The organism is Flavobacterium sp. (assembly GCF_028712645.1).
Lineage (GTDB): Bacteria > Bacteroidota > Bacteroidia > Flavobacteriales > Flavobacteriaceae > Flavobacterium.
On sequence record NZ_JAQTPQ010000038.1, the window covers coordinates 1 to 18,714 of the forward strand.

Genomic DNA, 18,714 nt, shown 5'->3' on the forward strand with positions numbered 1-18,714 from the left:
CCTGAGACTTATGGCTCTGAGCCAGTAACTCAAGAGGATTTAAAACCAGAAAGTTATGGTGGTATAGAAACTGATACAGCAGCTTCATCGGCAGAAGAATCTACTTCAACAGTATCAGAAAACAAAGAAGGAAAAGATAAAACGTGGAGCACTTTTCTAACAACCGAATGGGTTCCTGTATCAGATAATCCAAGATTTGGTTTAATAGCTCTACTTGTTGGAACATTAAAAGTAACCATAATTGCAATGCTTATAGCTGGGCCACTGGCTATTTTAGCAGCACTTTATACCTCTTGTTTTGCGTCAAAAAAAGTGAAAGAAATCATAAAGCCTATTATAGAAATGCTTGCTGCTTTTCCATCAGTTGTTATTGGTTTTTTTGCATTAATAGTTTTAGCTAGTTTTTTTCAAGATATCTTTGGATATGAATCAAGATTGAATGCTTTTGTAGGTGGTGTAGCTATGGCATTAGCAGCAATCCCAATTATTTATACCATTTCAGAAGATGCACTTTCGGCTGTGCCAAAAACGTTTACCGAAGCAAGTTTAGCACTTGGAGCAAGTAAATGGCAAACAGCATTTTTTGTAACGTTGCCAGCAGCAACTCCGGGAATTTTTGCTTCTTTGCTTTTAGGTGTTGGTCGTGTGTTTGGGGAAACAATGATTGCACTTATGGCTACAGGAAATGCAGCATTATTGTCGGCAAATCCTTTTGAAAGTGTGCGAACATTTGCTGCAACAATTGGTGCAGAAATGGCTGAAACTGTTTTTGGAGACACTCATTACAGTGTTTTGTTCTTTATTGGATCACTACTTTTCATCTTCTCTTTTGCATTGAATGCCGTTGCAGAATTTTATGTAAAGGGCAAATTAATCAAAAAATTTCAAGGTAAATAAATATGGATACAACTATAAACGATACAAAATCACAACTTTTTTTAAATAAAAAAAAGGGTGTTGATATAAAAGGAAAATTTGTTGTTGGGATCACTCAAGTAGCGGTTTTATTAATCATTGCCATTCTTTTTATTATATTAGGAATCATTGTTTATCAAGGGCGTGAAAAATTTTCTTGGGAATTTATAAGCACTTTTCCAACAGATGGAATGACTAAAGGAGGAATATTTCCTGCTTTAATTGGAACTTTTATATTAGTGATTGTTATGTCTCTTGCCGCTGTTCCTTTCGGGACAATTACCGCAATTTATTTAACAGAATATGCTAAGGAAAATTCAAAAATTGCTGCCGCAGTTCGATTTTCTGTTCGAACATTAGCTGTAGTTCCTTCCATTATTTTTGGACTTTTTGGAGTTGGATTTTTCATTCAATTGTTGGGTTCAGGAATTGATGATGTATTTAACGGAGGTGAATTGCATTGGGGACAACCTAATATTCTTTGGGCTAGTCTTACCATGTCATTGCTTACGCTTCCTGTTATTATTGTTTCTGTAGAAGAAGCCTTAAAAACTATTCCCAATGAATTACGCGCAGCAAGTTTAGCTTTAGGAGCTACAAAATGGCAAACAATAAAAAACATCGTCTTGCCTGGTTCAGTTTCTGGAATTATGACAGGAACAATTCTTGCTGTAAGTAGAGGAGCGGGCGAAGTTGCTCCAATTTTATTTACAGGAGCAGCTTATTATTTAGCTACTTTACCGAAATCCTTGAGTGATCAATTTATGAATTTGGGATACCATATTTATATTATGTCAACTCAATCCTCCGATGTTGAAAAAACGATGCCTATCCAGTTTGCCACAACATTGGTATTACTAATCCTCACATTATCATTAAACTTTGTAGCGGTAATTATTAGATCAAGAATTAGAAGAAGAGCTAAATAATTCAAAATTCTAACTAATAATTTGTACTTTAGACTTAACATTAAATAAAAATGAAAGACATAAAAATAGAAGTAAAAGATTTATCATTATACTACGGTGAAAAGAAGGCATTAAAAGAAATTTCATTACAGATTCCAAGAAATAAAGTTACCGCATTGATTGGCCCATCGGGTTGCGGAAAATCTACTTTTTTGAGATGTATTAATAGAATGAACGACCTTATTCCTGATGTGAAAATTACTGGTCAAATGCTCGTAGAAGGTATTGATATTTACGATAAAAACGTTGATGTTGTTAATATTAGAAAAAAAATCGGAATGGTTTTTCAAAAATCAAATCCTTTTCCTAAATCTATTTATGAGAACATAGCTTATGGTCCAAAAATTAACGGAATTAAAGACAAAACTGAATTGGACGAAATTGTAGAAACTTCGTTGAGACAAGCTGCTATTTGGGATGAAGTGAAAGATAGACTTGGCGATTCAGCATTAGGACTTTCTGGTGGTCAACAACAAAGGTTGTGTATTGCAAGAACATTGGCGGTCAGCCCTGATATTATTCTTATGGACGAACCTGCAAGTGCACTTGACCCAATTTCAACTTCAAAAATCGAGGAATTAGTCCACGAACTAAAAGAACAATATACCATAATTATTGTAACACATAATATGCAACAAGCCGCTCGAACAAGTGATTATACGGCTTTCTTTTATCTTGGTGAACTTATTGAAATTGGTAAAACAAATACTATATTTACAAAACCAGAACAAAAACAAACCGAAGATTATATCACGGGTAGATTTGGATAAAAAAGAATAAATAGGAATGTTGTTTCAATCAAATCCTATTTTAATTGTTTTTTAATCTTTAAATTATTCAATTTACAATCTTTAAATAGAAAAAAAATATGGCTACACACTTTGAAATAGAATTAGATAAATTAAAAAATGTTATCATAAAAATTGGCAACTTGGCCGAAATTCAAGTTAGCGAATCTGTTAAAGCACTTCTTTCAGAGCCTATTGAAGGTAAAGAAGTGAAGAAAACAGAAAATAAAATTGATAAATTAGACGTAAAAATCGATGAAATTTGTCAAAGTATTTTTGCTTTACAACAACCTGTCGCATCCGATTTACGTTTTATTATGGCGTCAATGCAAATTAGTAATGAGATAGAAAGAATAGGAGATTTGGCCATTAGCGTTATAAAAAGATCTAAAAGTATTAAGGATAAACACGATTTGATTGCCAAATTTGATATTGTTGATTTGTCGAAACAAGTAGAGCTTATTACTGCGAAAACAAATGAAAGTTTCTTAACACGTGATGAAAAAAATATAGAAGAAGTTTTTCTTTTGAATAATACTATCCAAAAGAAAAGTGACGCTGCAATACTAGGCATCATTTCTGAAATGAAATTGCATTCTAAAACTGTTGTTTCCGGGACTAACCTTGTGATTGTTTTGAAACATTTAGAACGTATATCTCAGCATTGTACAAATGTGGCTGAATACGTTTATTTTATGGTTAATGCTAGAATTATCAAACATGAAAAATTTGAAGATAAATCAGAGAATTAATCTTTAATTTCACAATAATAAGAACCCAAATCAAGCTAATTATTTAGTTTGATTTGGGCTTTTTTTATAAAACGACTTGATTTACTTCCTCGAAAACATCAAATAAAGTTATCCAATCAATAGGAGTGTTAAAATGAGATAGTCCTTTATAATTTTGAATTTTTTGTAGTTGTTCTATCTTGAAATCATCCTGATTTGAATAAGGAACCAACCCTTCTTTTTCTAATTTTTCGGCCAAATATTCTTGTTCATATTGTCCAGGAGTTGGAATAAAAAAAGCTTTTTTCTCTAGTTTAGCCAAGTCCATAATTGTTGTGTAGCCAGAACGACATAAAACTATTTCGCTTTCATTAAAAGTTTGTTCGAGTTGGCGTGTATTCATAAAGTTATAAAAAGTAATATTGTCTTGCTGTTCCTTTTTTTGCTCTTTTTCGATAATTCCTTTTATGAAAACAACTTTGCCAGTATAATTTTGAACTTCTTTTTTTAATTTCTCTTCCAAAATTCCTCGCTGAGGTTCCGGTCCCGAAAGGATAATCATTAAATCATACAATTTTGGAATTTCCTTTTTTTGCATTCGGCTCAAAGGACCAATGTATTTTAGTTCAAAATCAGGATTTTTTATATGACCTAGTTTTCCAGTTAAATTTAGTGTTCCTTCGAAGTCTGGAACCCAACATTGGGTATATTTTTTTATTATATTTTGATGCAATAAACTGGTAATCCAAGTAGTATTTCCTGTCATCACATTCAACTGGTGGGTAATAAAAACCGTAGCGACTTTTTTGCTAAAAACTCCCAAGCGATTGTCAGAAATAATACCGTCGATATCATATTTTTTAACCCATTTTTTGACTTTTTTTTTCTCGTTCCAAACAGCTTTGATGATTTCAGGAAAATTTTTCAATAATTTCCATTTAAAATTTTTGCCATCTTTTGCATATTCAATTTTGTAGGAGGGAAGCTTTAGCGTCTTTACATACGGAAACTCCTTTTTTAAAAGTTCAAGCGCAATTCCGTCAGAGGCAATTATGGGAATATAATTATTTTCCTGTAATGCTTTTATGATAGGAATACAGCGGGTTGCGTGTCCCAAGCCCCAGTTTAAAGGTGCGATTAATATAGTTTTATTGGCAGTATTTATATTCATTTATTACGTGGCTACTATTTCAATTTTTTAGCGAAAATATAAAAAACATCAAGTTTCTATATTCCCAGAATATTACCATAACATTAAATTATTTCTTTTAATTTAAATTTAAAAATAGGCTCTCAACTGAATACTTCCGGTATGAATGGTTTGGCTAGTTTCACTTTTTCGACCTTGATAATTCAGGTTTATATCTAGAAATTGAGTTAGGTTTTTTTGCAGAAGTAATTTCCAAGTCAGATTTTGTCCTGCTTGCAATCCTTCAAGCATTTGAAAGCCAACAGACGAAAATTCATTTCCACTGAATTTATTTTGATAAAACGAAATCTCTCCATTCATTGTAAAATTCTTTTTACCGGCATAAGTAAAGGATGTTCCAAAACGGTTTTGCAATAAAGTTTCTAAATTCCCAATTTGATTTTTCTTGTTTTGCAATTCGTAAAATAAATCCCAACTAGTGTTTTTCGAAAATAAATAACTGATTTTTGGAGCCAAATGATACCCTTTAATTTCGTAATTTTTTTCAGGAAAATTTTCCGAAAGGATGGATGTCTTTATCGTATTGGCAAATAAACCAAACAGCCAACTTTTCTTGTATAAATGAGAATATTGCAATTGATTTGAACTATTCTTGGCTTCTTGAGAACCAATGGAAAGCAGGTTTTTAGTTTGATTTTGTATATAAGAATAAGTTATAGAATGGTTTTGTTTCCCTCGATTAAAAAACAAACTATTCCTGAAACTGGAGTTTAGTCCTAATACATTTTGACTAGAATTACTAAAAGGATTTAAATCAAAATTAGCACCTTCACTTTTTATTTTTCGATCAATTATAAAAGAAGTTTGATTGTAAAAATGAGAAAGAAATTTTCTAAAATCATCCTCGTTTTGCCATTGATTAGGGTTCAAAGTAATCGATTGGGAGAACTTATTTTGATGGGTTTTGATGTAAACTCGGTTGGGCAAATACACTCTGATATATTTTGCTTGATCGATAAATGGTGCCACTTCAAACTCTTGTAATTCCTGAATTCCATTGTTATTGTAGTCATTCCAAGTGTAAACACCTTGCCCGACAGGAACTTCTAAATAGGTAAATTCCTGTTGCGGAATAGATCCTGAATTAGTTTCAAACACAGTTGTAGATTGAATTAATTGATTAAAAAATCGATCATTATAAACTATTCTTGAGTTTAGAGAAGACTCTTTTTTCTTCGATACATCTATATAATCCAAAATCCTGTAATTGGCATAAATAGACAAATCACTTTTGGTTGTTTGAATTAATTTCGACTTCAAAACGAATGTTTGAGAATTGTTTTTTCGTTGCAATAATCCGTTTTGCAAACTATCATTCGCTCTTTTGAAATAGCCCAATTCAACATAAACCTTGGTACTATCGCCTCGACCAGCAAATAATCCATATTCAGAAAAACGTTGACTTAAATCTGAAAATTGATTCGATATTTTGTTTTTTTCTTGATTGTCTTCCATTTTTAGGCCGGTTCCAATCCAGTTTTTGTTAAAATGATAACGAATTTGGGATTGGTTTCTGATGAATTTTGATGTAGAAACTACAGCGTCACTTTTCAAGAAACTTCCTTGGTTTTGAATGGTCCAATTTTTAAACTTGAAAGCACCATTCAGAATATGACGATTTCCCGAAAAATTGTCAGCGAAGTCCAGTTTTTCAAATTGGTAAACCAAATTTCCTTTTTCAGGCAAGGCAAAATGCAATCCCGAAACCAAATAACTTTGATTTCCTATTGTAGTTGTCGGAAGATTCCAATCTCTTCCGAATTCAATGTTGTAAAGACGCTCAACGGAGTTGAAATTTTTCTGTATAAGTTGGTAATTAGCAAACGCATCTACTTTCCATATTTTCGAAAACAACCTTTGTTTGGTATTTATTTTTGCAGCCAAACCTTGATTATTAGAATCATCCTTCGAAGAAAAAAGATTTTTGTCATTATTGCTCAAGCCAATTTCAAAATCAACTGAAGTTTTTTCGGTGGGTGTGTATTTCCCCAAAAATGTGGCCACTTGAATTTTTGTTGGAGCAATTAATTGAATAATGGGTTCGTAATTTCCCTGCGGAATGGAATTTATAGGTGCTACATATTCATAAATTCGGCTGATTGCCGCTGCATTTGACAGAATATAATTTCCTTTATTATTACCAACTAAACTAAATCGAACATTGAATAATTCGTCTTGAGGATTATTCGAATATTCAAAAATTTCTACAGCGTTTACCAAAGTTTTTTTATACAATATTTTATTGTCAGAATAGGAATCTACATAAGCTGACGGTGCTGTCATTAGGTTTGGATTGTCGCCAGCATTAGATAATATTTGAGCTTGTTCTGTCGAAAGATTTTGTTGCAAAGGTTGGTTTTTCAAATCACCTTCAGAATATAAATAACCGCCAAAACTCCATTTTTTACTTTCGTGACTTCCTCCAGCATAGGTTACAAATCGAGTGTAATTCCTATCGGAATATTGATATTCAATAACAATTCGCATTTCGGAAGTGATGGTAAATAAAGGTGTAAACACAATTTCGCCAGCATTATAATCTATAGTATAATCGTTGTTTTCGCCTCGTTTCAAAAGGATTCCGTTGACATAAACTCGCTCTGAGCCTGAAATCACGAGAACATACAATTCGCCATTTTGCCCTTTTAATTTATAAGGACCTTGATTGCCTTCTTGACCTGCAAAACTACTTTTGGCATATTGCCCTTTGACCAATGCAGCCGATGCAAAAACATTGGTTTTGTTTTCTTCTGTTCCAAAGTCGAAAGTAGCAGCAATTCCCTGAACCTTCTTGTTGAAATTCAGGAATTGGGATTTGTGATTTTCAAGAAAAACATCGCCCGCTCGAATGTTCCATTTGTCACTGAAAATTTCCATAAAAACATTGTCAAACTGATCCAGTTTTTGCGAATAACCACCATCTTGCAAAGGGATATTACTGTCTTGGAGCGAGGCTCTCAAACTCACTTTTTCAGAAAGTTTTCCAGTGATTTGTAAATCTAGATTCGAGTTTAAAACTGTGTTTTGGTTGTTGCCCACAGTAACTCCGCGAGTGATGCTTCCAGAAGTATTCAGCCCATCAAAAGGGATGACTTTTTTCTGTTCATTCTCTTCAATTTTATATAAATTTTCTTTGGTGACGTCGTTACTAACCACACGATTGGAGTCGTAAATATGATATTCTTTGGTAAGAGCATCGGGGAGTTTTAAGTAATACGCTGTTATGAAATCAGAATTTAAAGGGAATTTTTCGTTTAAAATGAGAGTCCCTTTTTCGAAATTTATTTTGTAGTAAGAAGTGTCAATGGGTTTTTCATTGGCGTCAAGCAATTTAAAAAAGCTAGCGTTGATACTAACATTTTCGAGGTGAATAGTGTCGAGTGAAACCGGTATTTTTTTTGTTTTGTACAACGAATTGGTTTCCTGTGCTCGTAGCCCAGAAAAATAGATCATCGTCAACAAAAACAATACTTTTTTCAACATAAAGAGTATAACGTCTATACGTCAAAAGTAGTGTATTCTATAAAATAATTAGGGGAAGTCTTAACTTTAACATCAAATTCCAAATTAACTTTCCTTTGTTACAATTTGCATCGTTTCGCGGCTCACTTGTTTCAATAAAACGGTTTTGTTTTGTTCGACTGTTTGAGCTGCCTTGTCGTTGAAATGCCTAATGGTATATAAAGTAACGTCTTCTGTATAATCTACTTTGAATTTTTTTGCCAAAATAGGATTCAAATCTTTAAAATTTCCAAATTTGTCCTCAACACAAACAGAGAAACTAATTGCGGAATTCTGAATTAGATTTACTTTTAGTTTAAATTGGTGAAATAAAGCAAAGATTTCGCTAATGTTTTCTTCCATAATAAAGGAGAAATCTATAGAAGAAAGCGAAATTAATAGTTGGTTTCTTTTAACAATGAAACTAGGAATTTGCCATTCGGAATCAGAACCTTTTGAGACACAAGTTCCAGGTAAAGAAGGATTTATAAAAGATTTTACATACAAAGGAATTTCTTTTTTTTGTAAAGGTTGCAAGGTTTTTGGATGAATAACGGTTGCTCCATAAAACGCCATTTCAATTGCTTCACGATAGGAAATATGACTAAGCAAGCTAGCGTTTTCAAAATATCGCGGATCAGCATTCATCACTCCTGGAACGTCTTTCCAGATGGTTACGCTTTCGGCATTGAGACAATATGCAAAGATTCCAGCAGTATAATCCGAACCTTCACGACCTAAGGTTGTGGTGAAATTATTTTCGTCAGAACCCAAAAATCCTTGAGTGATATTTAATATTTTTCTTTTTACATTTTTGGCAATATTTTTTTGGGTCAAATCCCAATCTACTTCTGCATCTCGATAATTTGAATTGGTTTTTATAAAGTTTCTCACGTCAATCCATTGGGTTTTTATACCCATAAAATTCATAAAATGGCTCAAAACAGTTGTCGAAATCAATTCGCCATAACTCACGATTTGATCATAAACAAAATTGTAATTAGGCGATTTGTTGTTGGCTAAGAAATATTCCAAGTCTGAAAATTGTTTATTTACCGCACTAAAAACTTCGTTTTTTTCGTCTTCAAATAAATCCAAAAGGATTTGATTGTGGTATTTTTTTACTTCTTGGACAGATGATTGCAATTCTGGCGATTTGTCGAAATAGTTTTTTATTACTACCTCAAGGGCATTTGTAGTTTTTCCCATTGCTGAAACTACCAACAAAACATCTTCGTAACCTACTTTTTGTAAAACGTCATATACGTTTTTAATTCCTTTGGCGTCTTTTACAGAAGCGCCACCAAATTTGAATACTCTCATTTAAAATTCAGATTTCAGATTTCAGATTTCAGATTAATGGTTGAAATTTGAAAGCAATTTGTTTATGTGTTTATTTTTTTCTAATTGTTCTTTGGATGTGAATGTCTAAATATTTTCCAGTTCTTACTCTCTCTCCTTTGGAGAGGGTTGAGGAGAGGATTTTTATTTCAATCTATTATCCACAAAATAGTTGATTCCTGCTTCGTCCATTTGAGCTACTTTCCAATCGTCAAGAATTTTTGCTCCTGATTTTTTATAGAAATCAATTGCGGGTGTGTTCCAGTCTAAAACGTTCCATTCAATTCTTCTAACATTATCTCTTTTCCCTTGTTTCATTATTTCAGAATACAATGCATAACCTAAACCTGTCCCTCTCATTTTATCTTTCACAACTAAATCTTCAAGGTGAATCGTTTTCCCTTTCCAAGTTGAATAGCGATAATAATACAAAGCAATCCCAACAATTTGCTTTGCCTGTTCGCTATTGCTCGGGTCTGATTTTACCTCGGCAACAAAAACATAAAATAAAGGTACTGGACCAAAACCATCACGAATTAAATCTTCAACTGTAATTAAAACAGCGTCAGGTTCTTTTTCGAAATCGGCCAATTCTTGAATAAGCCCTAAAACGGCTTCCATATCTTCAGGATTTCCTTTTCTGATAGTCATAATTTCTTAATTTAAATGGCTCATTAGCTTAAAAAAGTATGCTTTTTTTTGGAAAAATTAATACTTTGGATGACAAATATACAATTATGATAAACGAACTAAATAAAATAATATCATTTTCACAAAAAACCCGATATTTGTGACTTCAAAACAACTATATCGATTTCGTAATGGAAGAACGCAACAAGACTTTAGGAGAATTTATCATCGAAAACCAAAATGCTTTTCAATATTCGTCTGGCGAATTATCTCGGATAATCAATTCGATTCGATTAGCGGCAAAAGTGGTCAACTACAAAGTCAACAAAGCTGGGTTAGTTGATATTGTTGGTGCTGCAGGAGAACAAAATATTCAAGGAGAAGATCAGCAAAAATTAGATGTTTATGCTAATGAAATTTTCATTCAAACCTTGATTAATCGCGAGATTGTATGTGGTATCGCTTCTGAAGAAAATGATGATTTTATTACGGTGCAAGGTTCTGACAATGGTCATAACAATAAATACGTTGTTTTAATGGATCCGCTCGATGGTTCATCAAACATTGATGTGAATGTTTCGGTAGGAACTATCTTTTCGGTTTATAGGCGAGTAACTCCAATAGGTTCTCCAGTAACTTTAGAAGATTTTTTGCAACCCGGAATTAATCAAGTGGCTGCGGGATATGTGATTTATGGAACATCGACAATGCTGGTTTATACTACTGGTCACGGTGTAAACGGGTTTACTTTGAATCCCGCCATTGGCACATTTTATCTTTCGCATCCAAAAATGGAATTCCCAAAAGACGGAACTATTTACTCCATCAACGAAGGAAACTATGTTCATTTTCCTCAAGGTGTAAAAAATTATTTAAAATATTGTCAACTTGAAGAAGAAGATAGACCTTATACTTCTCGCTATATTGGAAGTCTAGTTTCTGACATACACAGGAATATGATAAAAGGGGGGATTTATTTGTATCCAACGAGTTCAAAAGCTCCAAAAGGAAAATTGAGATTGCTTTATGAATGTAATCCTATGTCTTTTATAGTCGAACAAGCCGGAGGAAAAGCATCCAACGGATTTAACAGAATAATGGAAATTTTACCAACAGAATTACACGAAAGAGTTCCTTTCTTCTGTGGCAGTAATAATATGGTCGAAAAAGCGGAAGAGTTTATGCGATTAGCTGAATTGAGCAAATATTGAAAAAGAAATATTATGAATTTAAACCATTAAGAAGTTAAGAGTAAAACTTAATGAAACTTAATTTCTTAATGGTTTAAATTCATAATATTACTTATTCATATGCTCCATTTCATAAATAAAAGTATCTAAATCCACTTTTCTATCTATTAATGAAAGGGCTTTGTCAACAATATAATTTACATTTTCGGGAGTAAATCCTAATGCTAAACCAAGTTTTCGCAACATTGAATCCTGTTTGTCTCCCAGATGGTGGTCTATATGAACTATCCTAGCTAAATCATACATACGCTCTAACCTCTCAGTACGTAAATAGGGTGGATTGATAGGATATTTTAAAGGATTTTCTAAAATTTCTTCATATTCTGTTTCCGAAATATCAAGATTTCTTGCCAGCCTGTCTAAAAATGCTTGTTCTTCTGGAGCAACTTTTCCGTCAGCAAGTGCCACACGAACAATTGCAGAAAAATGTCCTTTGTTTCTTTGTTTGAATTCGTTATCGAATAAGTCTGAAATTGACATAATATTGGGTTTTAGTCTTACAAAGATAATTCTATTTCGATTTTAAAGAAAGTCAATTTCTGATTATTTTCTTATTTTAGTGAAATAAACAAGGCGAGAATTGCTTTTAACACTATTGGTTCAAACTTTTTTCAAAATAAATTGTAAGTTTGACAACCCCTAATCTTTAAAACTATTTATAATGACAGAATTTTGGATTTTTTTTGAAAAAGGGTTAAGGCATATTCTTAACTTATTTGCTTACGACCACATCTTATTTCTAATTGCGTTAACTGTTCCTTACGCATTCAAAGACTGGAAAAGATTGCTTATTTTGATTACCATTTTTACAGTTGGTCACACTTTAGCTTTGTTGTTATCCGTTTTTGGTGTGATTATTATTAGAGGTAATTTGTCCGATTTTTTAATTCCAATAACTATTCTCATTGTGGCTTTTTTCAATCTTTTTACGGCAGGAAAATCATCAAAACAGGAAAGCATAAGTGTGATTGGTTTCATCACTTTGTTTTTTGGAATTATCCACGGATTGGGTTTTGCTGGTTATTTTAAAACAATACTTGCAGGTTCGTCACAGTCGAAATTATTACCAATATCGGAGTTTTCATTAGGTATAGAAGCCTCACAAATAATTGTAGTTTTCATAGTGCTTATACTTTCGTATATTGTTCAAACGTTCTTCCGATTTTCAAAGCGCGATTGGACATTAGTAATGTCGTCTTTTGTAATAGGAGTGGTTTTGCCAATGATTATCTCTAGCGAAATTTGGAATAGATAAAAGAAAAATGGAAAAGAAAAAATTAAATAAATACGACAAAGCTTACCTTCGAATTGCCAAAGAATGGAGTCTTTTGTCCTACTGCAAGCGAAAACAAGTGGGTGCCATAATCGTTCGGGACAAAATGATTATTTCTGATGGATACAACGGAACGCCATCTGGTTTCGAAAATTGTTGCGAAGATAATGAAGGCTTGACTAATTGGTATGTTCTTCACGCTGAGGCAAATGCTATTTTAAAAGTTGCCAGATCGACGCAAACTTGTGAAGGGGCTACACTTTATATCACCCTTTCGCCTTGTAAAGAATGCAGCAAATTGATTCATCAATCGGGGATAAAAAGAGTCGTTTATCAAATAGGTTACAGAGACACTTCGGGAGTAGATTTTCTTGTGAAAGCAGGGGTAATCGTAGAACAAATAGAGGTTTTAGAATAAATGAAAATCAATTCCAAATATTTTCCAACACTACTATTTGTAACGCTTGCTCTTGGAATTCTTCTTGGCGGATGGTTGAATTTCCCAGGTCAGAATCAGTTTTTTGCCAAAAACAATTCAAAAAATAAACTCAATAAACTGATTGATTTTATAAACAACGAATATGTCGATAGCGTCAACACAGATTCCATCGTGAGCCATACTGTCGATGCTATTTTGGCTGAACTCGACCCACATTCTATTTATCTTCCTCCAAGTGAACAAACGCAAATTGCCGAAAGTATGCGAGGCGATTTTGTGGGGATTGGTGTGAATTTTTATATGTATAAAGATTCATTGGCGATAATAAAAACTATTGAAAATGGTCCTTCGGAAAAAGCCGGAATCAAATCAGGCGACCGAATTCTGTATGCTGACAAAACGAAATTATTTGGTCGAAAACTTCCGACAGATACTTTATTTTCCAAACTAAAAGGAGAAGAAGGTTCAGAAATTGAAGTTACGGTTTACAGAAAATCAGCGCGAAAAAATATTAAAATCAAAATAAAAAGAGGTGTCATTCCTATAAAAAGTGTTGATGCAGCCGCACTTTTAAATCCAACAACTGGTTACATAAAAATCAATCGTTTTGCCGAAACTACTTATGATGAGTTCAAAACAGGTTTGACTAAGTTAAAACAAGAAGGCGCAAAATCACTCGTCATCGATCTTAGGAATAATGGCGGTGGATATATGGAACAAGCTATTGCTATTGCTGATGAATTCTTGAAGGACAAACAATTAATTGTTTTTACAAAAAACAAAAAAGGAACGATTGAAAAGACTTTTGCCACTAAAGCAGGAAGTTTTGAAACTGGGGATTTATTTGTTTTAATTGATGAAAACAGCGCTTCGGCAAGTGAGATTCTAGCAGGAGCAATTCAGGATAATGATAGAGGAACCATTGTTGGACGTCGTTCTTTTGGTAAAGGATTGGTGCAACGCGAAATGGATTTTGATGATGGATCAGCAGTACGATTGACTATTGCTAGATATTATACGCCAACAGGTCGTTCGATTCAAAAATCCTATTCGAAAGGGAATGAAGAATATTTCAAGGAATCAGATTCTCGATTTACAAACGGAGAATTATTCAACAAAGACAGTATAAAAACGCCAAAAACCTTAAAATACAAAACGCCAAAAGGTAAAATTGTTTACGGAGGAGGCGGTATTGTTCCAGATATTTTTATCCCACTTGAAACAGATCAAGAAAAAGGACATACTGCTTATTTATTGCAATCGGGAATTTTGGGGCAATTTGTTTTTGAACAATTAGATCGCGACAGAGATGCTTTCAAAGGTTTGTCATTTGAACAATTTAGAGCCAAAATGGAGAAAACCGATTTATATTTCGATGCTTTTCAAAAATTTATATTCACCTCAGGAATGGATATGAATATTGATAAAAATAAATCTCTTGTAAAACGTTTTTTGGCAGCAGAATTTGCTCGTCAGTTATTTAGCGAAAGCAAATTTTACGAAATTATATTACAAGATGATGCGATGGTTAATTCGATAATCAAGAAATAACAAAATCAAATACTACTTTTCGGCATCCCAATCTTTTCTATAGCGAATAAGTTCATCGTCTATCATTTTTTTAGACGTATTTAATAAAAAGGTTGGGTCTTCAGAATATATTGGCGGGAAAAAAGTCATTTTTATTTCAGTTGTAGGTTTGCCAAAACATTTCAAAAAATGAGGAATAAAGGTGTCGTTTCCAACGAAGGCATCCGTTTTTACTTTATAATCTATAGCCACGGGAATGAGTGCTGATTTAATTTTCGTAGCCATTACAAAAGAGCCATAATTAAAATTGACCGTGGTAGGCAAAATGTCAGTTGTGCCTTCAGGGAAATTAATGATTGAATATCCTTTGCCAAGAACTTCCCGAATGTTTTCGGCAGTATTCTGTCTGCTTTTCTCACACTTTCTGTCAACAAATAAAACTCCAGACACTTTACAAACATACCCAATAAGAGGCCACGATTCTACTTCTTTTTTTCCTACAGTAAAGGCGTGAACTTGACTTACAATAGCAATTGGGTCTAAATAGGAACGGTGATTGGCTACAATTAATCCTTGCGTCACAGGCTTTTTTCCGTAAACAATTATTCGAATACCTAAAATAAAATTTGTTATTCGGATTAAAAAATCACGTAATAATACTCCTTTTTTGAAATTAGTTTCTTTGCGCCAAAAAAAACTTAAAAAGAAGAAAATAACTGAAAAAAAGGAAACGTATATAGCAAAAAGAAGAAATCGTATAAAGCCTAATAAAAATGAAAACATAGATGTAGTTTTTACAGAAATTGTAAATCTACACTATTTTTCGAGGTATTTGTGTTATTTGAATGTTACTTCTTGATACTATCGTGAGATTGAGTTTGAATCCCGTTATTCCATAAAGTAAGAATATCGGTTGCCACGGCAGCACCACTTCCAGCAGCAATAGCAACTTGGCTTCTCCATCCAGCCAGTGTTCCTGTTACATAAATTCCTTCAGTAACTTTGTGGTCGCTGTTTTTGAGTTGGATTCTTTGTTTTTCGACAAGTGTTTTCTGATGTGGTTCAACATAGTGCATCAAACTTTCAATGGCGAAAGTATTGGAGTAACCTATTGCCACTACAATAATTTTCGATTGATACGTATTCTTGTTGGTGGTTATTACGAATTCAGAAAATTTCCCTTCTACTTTCAGGACTTTTTCACCTGGAATTTGTTCGATATGCGGATAAGTTTCTGATAAATGCTGAATGCTTTCAAGTAATAAATCAGAACCTAATTTGCCTGGAGTTATTCCATAAGCATTATTAATTACAGCTTCCTGAAGAGAAGATGTTTTTTGATGTGTAATGATTCCAATTTTTTTATCAATGACAAAAGGTTTGTTTTTCGCAGAGCCCAAAACAAGAGCACACGACATTCCTGAAACGCCACCGCCAAGTATTAAAACATCAAACATAATTAGAATTTATCATTCATTTTTTCTTCAATATTCTTTGACATTCTAAAAATGAGAAGAATTAAAACAGCACAAATTGAAGCGGCAATTCCAATGAAAGCTATCATGCTGTTTCCCTCAAGAGGATGTTTGAAATCAAGAAGAGTGACATTAAACACAATTAAGCCCAAAGCCAAAAAAACCAATATGTTAGTAAATATTTTCATAAAATAGTATTTTGTTTTTATAAAAAACAGAAAGAATTAGTATCAGCTTTTATTTTGAATAATCAGTTTAAAAAAATCTAGACTGTTTTTTATAAAAGATAAAGGGGTAAATTTATAAAAATTTATTTTAGACAAACAAACCTTTAACATTAGCGGCGAATAATTTAACAGCAATTGCCAAAAGTACCACGCCAAAAGCTTTTCTGATGACTCCTAAACCATTTTTCCCCAGCATTTTTTCGATTTTTGCCGAAGATTTCAAAACGATATAAACAATGATAATATTCAAAACAATCGCGATAACAATATTTATGGTTTGAAATTGGGCTTTCAACGATAATAATGTAGTCATCGTTCCAGCTCCTGCAATTAGCGGAAATGCAATGGGAACTATTGAGGCAGAACTTGCCTCCTCATCTCGATAAAGACGAATGCCTAGAATCATTTCGAGCGCTAAAAAAAACAATACAAACGAACCGGCAACGGCAAATGAATGGACATCAATTCCTATAAGATTCAGTAATTCTTCTCCAATAAAAAGGAAAATAATCATAATAAAACCAGCTACTAACGAAGCTTTTTCGGATTCGATATGACCGTGTTTTGCTCTCAAATCGACAATAATAGGAATCGTTCCTACAATATCAATTACGGCAAAAAGCACCATACTAACGGTAATTATTTCTTTAAAATCCAGTTGCATAATTTCTCTATTTATGGGGCAAAAGTAGTATATTCTATAGGTTTATAAATCAATTTAAGGTTATTATTTGGCAAGGATCAACTAGAATGAATGTCGCCAATATTTTTTATAGTCCTAAATCAAATTTTAACTGTACTATTTTGGAACCAAAAATTCAAAAATTCCCTTTCAAAATTCAGAATTGCAAAGTATATTTGCAAAATGTTTCAACTAGGAAAAACCATCGTATCAGAAGATATTCTTGAAAAAGAATTTGTTTGTAATTTATCAGCTTGCAAAGGTGCTTGTTGCGTCGATGGCGATGCTGGCGCACCTTTAAATGAGGCTGAAACCAAGATTTTGGAAGAAATTTATCCAATAGTAAAACCTTTTCTACGCAAAGAAGGCATTGCTGCCATCGAGGCACAAGGCACTTGGACAAAAGGAACTGATGGCGATCTTGAAACTCCTTTAATTGACAATAAAGATTGTGCTTACGTTATTTATGACGGAAAAACGGCACTTTGCGGCATCGAACAAGCCTACAATCAAGGTGAAGTCGCCTGGAAAAAACCTGTTTCCTGTCACTTATATCCTATTCGTGTCAAAGATTTCACAGAATTTTTTGCCGTGAATTATGACAAGTGGGAAATTTGCGATGATGCCTGTTCTTTAGGCAAAGAACTCGAAGTTCCCGTTTATAAATTTGTCAAGGAAGCACTCATTCGAAGATTTGGAGAGGATTGGTATTTAGAACTCGAAAAAGTAGCGGAAGAACTCAAAAAATAATTTTCCAAAAAGGACAATTTTACTTTTTCATAATTTTAAACTCCTATATTTTACGGTATCTCGTCGTGTTTTTTATTTTTTAAAACACTGATATTTAGCATTTTAATATTTGTAATGAAAATCATTTAAATTCTTCACATTTGTTAAAAACTCAAGCCGATTGTGAATAAGTTTGGCTTTTTATAACCGCAAGAATTCACAATCTTTGTAATCGACGAAAACATAAATATTCGTTAAAATTTCAAAAAATAAAAAATAGCAATGCCACAAGTTGAACCAATCTTACAAGAAAACAAAAATCGTTTTGTCATTTTCCCAATCAAGCATCATGATATCTGGGAGTTTTATAAAAAAACTGAAGCAAGTATTTGGACTGCCGAAGAAATAGATTTAGCTCAAGATATGAGCGATTGGAACAATAAATTAAGTGAAGACGAAAAATATTTTGTAAAACATATTCTAGCATTTTTTGCTGCTTCGGATGGAATTGTAAACGAGAACTTGGCACAAAATTTCATTAACGAAGTACAATATGCCGAGGCAAAATTCTTCTACGGTTTTCAAATAATGATGGAAAACATTCATAGCGAAACCTATTCGCTTTTGATTGATACTTATGTAAAAGACGAAGCTGAAAAAGATGAGCTATTTACAGCAATAGAAGTTTTTCCAGCAATCAAGAAAAAAGCAGAATGGGCTTTGAAATGGATAGAATCAGATTCTTTTGCCGAAAGATTAATCGCTTTTGCAGCCGTTGAAGGCATTTTCTTTTCTGGAAGTTTTTGTTCTATTTTTTGGTTAAAAAAACGTGGTTTGATGCCTGGGTTAACATTTTCTAACGAATTAATTTCTCGTGACGAAGGCGTTCACTGTGATTTTGCTGTGCATTTGCACAATCATCATTTGAAACATAAGGTTTCTAAAGCACGTATCAGAGAAATTATTGTTGATGCTTTAGACATTGAAAGAGAATTTATTACTGAGTCGATTCCTGTGAGTTTGAT

The 18,714-nt window shown here is 33.1% G+C and carries 19 protein-coding genes; 10 read left to right on the forward strand and 9 right to left on the reverse strand.

All coding sequences use genetic code 11. The annotated features are described in order from the left end of the window. The 4 genes from pstC to phoU form a co-directional block, all read left to right on the forward strand. Positions 1–897 (forward strand): phosphate ABC transporter permease subunit PstC (gene pstC / locus PHC28_RS04600; RefSeq protein WP_300096809.1); only part of this gene is annotated, 897 nt, incomplete at its 5' end. A 2-nt stretch (positions 898–899) separates the two neighbouring features. Continuing rightward, complete coding sequence (gene pstA, locus PHC28_RS04605; RefSeq protein WP_300096810.1) at positions 900–1,844, forward strand: phosphate ABC transporter permease PstA; 945 nt, start codon at positions 900–902, stop codon at positions 1,842–1,844. 50 nt (positions 1,845–1,894) lie between these two features. After that, positions 1,895–2,653, forward strand: coding sequence for a phosphate ABC transporter ATP-binding protein PstB (gene pstB, locus PHC28_RS04610; RefSeq protein WP_300096811.1), 759 nt, complete (start codon positions 1,895–1,897; stop codon positions 2,651–2,653). A 98-nt stretch (positions 2,654–2,751) separates the two neighbouring features. Then, entirely contained in the window at positions 2,752–3,423 is a 672-nt protein-coding gene (gene phoU / locus PHC28_RS04615) for a phosphate signaling complex protein PhoU (protein ID WP_300096812.1), read from the forward strand. A gap of 64 nt (positions 3,424–3,487) precedes the next feature. Here phoU and PHC28_RS04620 read toward each other — a convergent pair whose 3' ends face one another. The 4 genes from PHC28_RS04620 to PHC28_RS04635 all read right to left on the reverse strand — a co-directional run bounded on the left by PHC28_RS04620 (position 3,488) and on the right by PHC28_RS04635 (position 10,105). Then, positions 3,488–4,573, reverse strand: a complete 1,086-nt coding sequence (locus PHC28_RS04620; RefSeq protein WP_300096813.1) for a glycosyltransferase — start codon at positions 4,571–4,573, stop codon at positions 3,488–3,490. A gap of 108 nt (positions 4,574–4,681) precedes the next feature. After that, positions 4,682–8,095 carry a hypothetical protein gene (locus PHC28_RS04625; RefSeq protein WP_300096814.1) on the reverse strand — a complete coding sequence of 1,138 codons (3,414 nt, stop codon included), beginning with the start codon at positions 8,093–8,095 and terminating at the stop codon, positions 4,682–4,684. Positions 8,096–8,179: 84 nt separating this feature from the next. Beyond that, the gene (locus tag PHC28_RS04630) at positions 8,180–9,436 is read right to left on the reverse strand and encodes an aspartate kinase (protein ID WP_300096815.1); all 1,257 of its coding nucleotides are present in this window, start codon (positions 9,434–9,436) and stop codon (positions 8,180–8,182) included. 162 nt (positions 9,437–9,598) lie between these two features. Beyond that, positions 9,599–10,105, reverse strand: a complete 507-nt coding sequence (locus PHC28_RS04635) for a GNAT family N-acetyltransferase (protein WP_300096816.1) — start codon at positions 10,103–10,105, stop codon at positions 9,599–9,601. Between the two features lie 170 nt (positions 10,106–10,275). Here PHC28_RS04635 and fbp point away from each other — a divergent pair, with 170 nt between their 5' ends. After that, positions 10,276–11,295 carry a class 1 fructose-bisphosphatase gene (gene fbp / locus PHC28_RS04640; RefSeq protein ID WP_300096817.1) on the forward strand — a complete coding sequence of 340 codons (1,020 nt, stop codon included), beginning with the start codon at positions 10,276–10,278 and terminating at the stop codon, positions 11,293–11,295. 87 nt (positions 11,296–11,382) lie between these two features. Here fbp and PHC28_RS04645 read toward each other — a convergent pair whose 3' ends face one another. Continuing rightward, positions 11,383–11,814: a TerB family tellurite resistance protein gene (locus PHC28_RS04645; RefSeq protein WP_300096818.1), complete on the reverse strand. Its 432-nt coding sequence runs from the start codon at positions 11,812–11,814 to the stop codon at positions 11,383–11,385. 181 nt (positions 11,815–11,995) lie between these two features. On the opposite strand from PHC28_RS04645, the gene PHC28_RS04650 reads away from it, so the two are divergent. From PHC28_RS04650 to PHC28_RS04660, 3 genes are read left to right on the forward strand one after another with little or no spacing between them, the layout of a single operon-like run. Continuing rightward, positions 11,996–12,589, forward strand: a complete 594-nt coding sequence (locus PHC28_RS04650) for a HupE/UreJ family protein (protein ID WP_300096819.1) — start codon at positions 11,996–11,998, stop codon at positions 12,587–12,589. Between the two features lie 7 nt (positions 12,590–12,596). Beyond that, complete coding sequence (locus PHC28_RS04655) at positions 12,597–13,025, forward strand: dCMP deaminase family protein (RefSeq protein WP_300096820.1); 429 nt, start codon at positions 12,597–12,599, stop codon at positions 13,023–13,025. Continuing rightward, positions 13,026–14,597 (forward strand): S41 family peptidase, encoded by a 1,572-nt coding sequence (locus tag PHC28_RS04660; protein ID WP_300096821.1) that lies wholly within the window; start codon positions 13,026–13,028, stop codon positions 14,595–14,597. It abuts the gene before it with no gap. Positions 14,598–14,609: 12 nt separating this feature from the next. Here the strand turns inward: PHC28_RS04660 and PHC28_RS04665 are convergent, their stop codons facing one another. The 4 genes from PHC28_RS04665 to PHC28_RS04680 all read right to left on the reverse strand — a co-directional run bounded on the left by PHC28_RS04665 (position 14,610) and on the right by PHC28_RS04680 (position 16,945). After that, on the reverse strand, positions 14,610–15,359 hold the full coding sequence (locus PHC28_RS04665; protein WP_300096822.1) for a 1-acyl-sn-glycerol-3-phosphate acyltransferase: 750 nt from the start codon (positions 15,357–15,359) through the stop codon (positions 14,610–14,612). Positions 15,360–15,424: 65 nt separating this feature from the next. Continuing rightward, complete coding sequence (locus tag PHC28_RS04670) at positions 15,425–16,033, reverse strand: FAD-dependent oxidoreductase (protein ID WP_300096823.1); 609 nt, start codon at positions 16,031–16,033, stop codon at positions 15,425–15,427. A 2-nt stretch (positions 16,034–16,035) separates the two neighbouring features. Further along, a complete protein-coding gene (locus PHC28_RS04675) occupies positions 16,036–16,239 on the reverse strand; it encodes a hypothetical protein (RefSeq protein WP_300096824.1) in 204 nt (67 codons plus the stop codon). A 127-nt stretch (positions 16,240–16,366) separates the two neighbouring features. Further along, positions 16,367–16,945: a MarC family protein gene (locus PHC28_RS04680; protein ID WP_300096827.1), complete on the reverse strand. Its 579-nt coding sequence runs from the start codon at positions 16,943–16,945 to the stop codon at positions 16,367–16,369. Positions 16,946–17,143: 198 nt separating this feature from the next. Between PHC28_RS04680 and PHC28_RS04685 the strand changes: the two genes are divergently transcribed. After that, positions 17,144–17,710: a DUF3109 family protein gene (locus PHC28_RS04685; protein ID WP_300096825.1), complete on the forward strand. Its 567-nt coding sequence runs from the start codon at positions 17,144–17,146 to the stop codon at positions 17,708–17,710. A 261-nt stretch (positions 17,711–17,971) separates the two neighbouring features. Continuing rightward, a partial coding sequence (locus tag PHC28_RS04690; RefSeq protein ID WP_300096826.1) for a ribonucleotide-diphosphate reductase subunit beta occupies positions 17,972–18,714 on the forward strand: 743 nt, incomplete at its 3' end.

Bases quoted from the DNA above. Each gene is read 5' to 3' on its own strand.
- pstA (WP_300096810.1), top strand. From the start codon at position 900: ATGGATACAACTATAAACGATACAAAATCACAACTTTTTTTAAATAAA.
- pstB (WP_300096811.1), top strand. From the start codon at position 1,895: ATGAAAGACATAAAAATAGAAGTAAAAGATTTATCATTATACTACGGT.
- phoU (WP_300096812.1), top strand. From the start codon at position 2,752: ATGGCTACACACTTTGAAATAGAATTAGATAAATTAAAAAATGTTATC.
- PHC28_RS04620 (WP_300096813.1), bottom strand. From the start codon at position 4,573: ATGAATATAAATACTGCCAATAAAACTATATTAATCGCACCTTTAAAC.
- PHC28_RS04625 (WP_300096814.1), bottom strand. From the start codon at position 8,095: ATGTTGAAAAAAGTATTGTTTTTGTTGACGATGATCTATTTTTCTGGG.
- PHC28_RS04630 (WP_300096815.1), bottom strand. From the start codon at position 9,436: ATGAGAGTATTCAAATTTGGTGGCGCTTCTGTAAAAGACGCCAAAGGA.
- PHC28_RS04635 (WP_300096816.1), bottom strand. From the start codon at position 10,105: ATGACTATCAGAAAAGGAAATCCTGAAGATATGGAAGCCGTTTTAGGG.
- fbp (WP_300096817.1), top strand. From the start codon at position 10,276: ATGGAAGAACGCAACAAGACTTTAGGAGAATTTATCATCGAAAACCAA.
- PHC28_RS04645 (WP_300096818.1), bottom strand. From the start codon at position 11,814: ATGTCAATTTCAGACTTATTCGATAACGAATTCAAACAAAGAAACAAA.
- PHC28_RS04650 (WP_300096819.1), top strand. From the start codon at position 11,996: ATGACAGAATTTTGGATTTTTTTTGAAAAAGGGTTAAGGCATATTCTT.
- PHC28_RS04655 (WP_300096820.1), top strand. From the start codon at position 12,597: ATGGAAAAGAAAAAATTAAATAAATACGACAAAGCTTACCTTCGAATT.
- PHC28_RS04660 (WP_300096821.1), top strand. From the start codon at position 13,026: ATGAAAATCAATTCCAAATATTTTCCAACACTACTATTTGTAACGCTT.
- PHC28_RS04665 (WP_300096822.1), bottom strand. From the start codon at position 15,359: ATGTTTTCATTTTTATTAGGCTTTATACGATTTCTTCTTTTTGCTATA.
- PHC28_RS04670 (WP_300096823.1), bottom strand. From the start codon at position 16,033: ATGTTTGATGTTTTAATACTTGGCGGTGGCGTTTCAGGAATGTCGTGT.
- PHC28_RS04675 (WP_300096824.1), bottom strand. From the start codon at position 16,239: ATGAAAATATTTACTAACATATTGGTTTTTTTGGCTTTGGGCTTAATT.
- PHC28_RS04685 (WP_300096825.1), top strand. From the start codon at position 17,144: ATGTTTCAACTAGGAAAAACCATCGTATCAGAAGATATTCTTGAAAAA.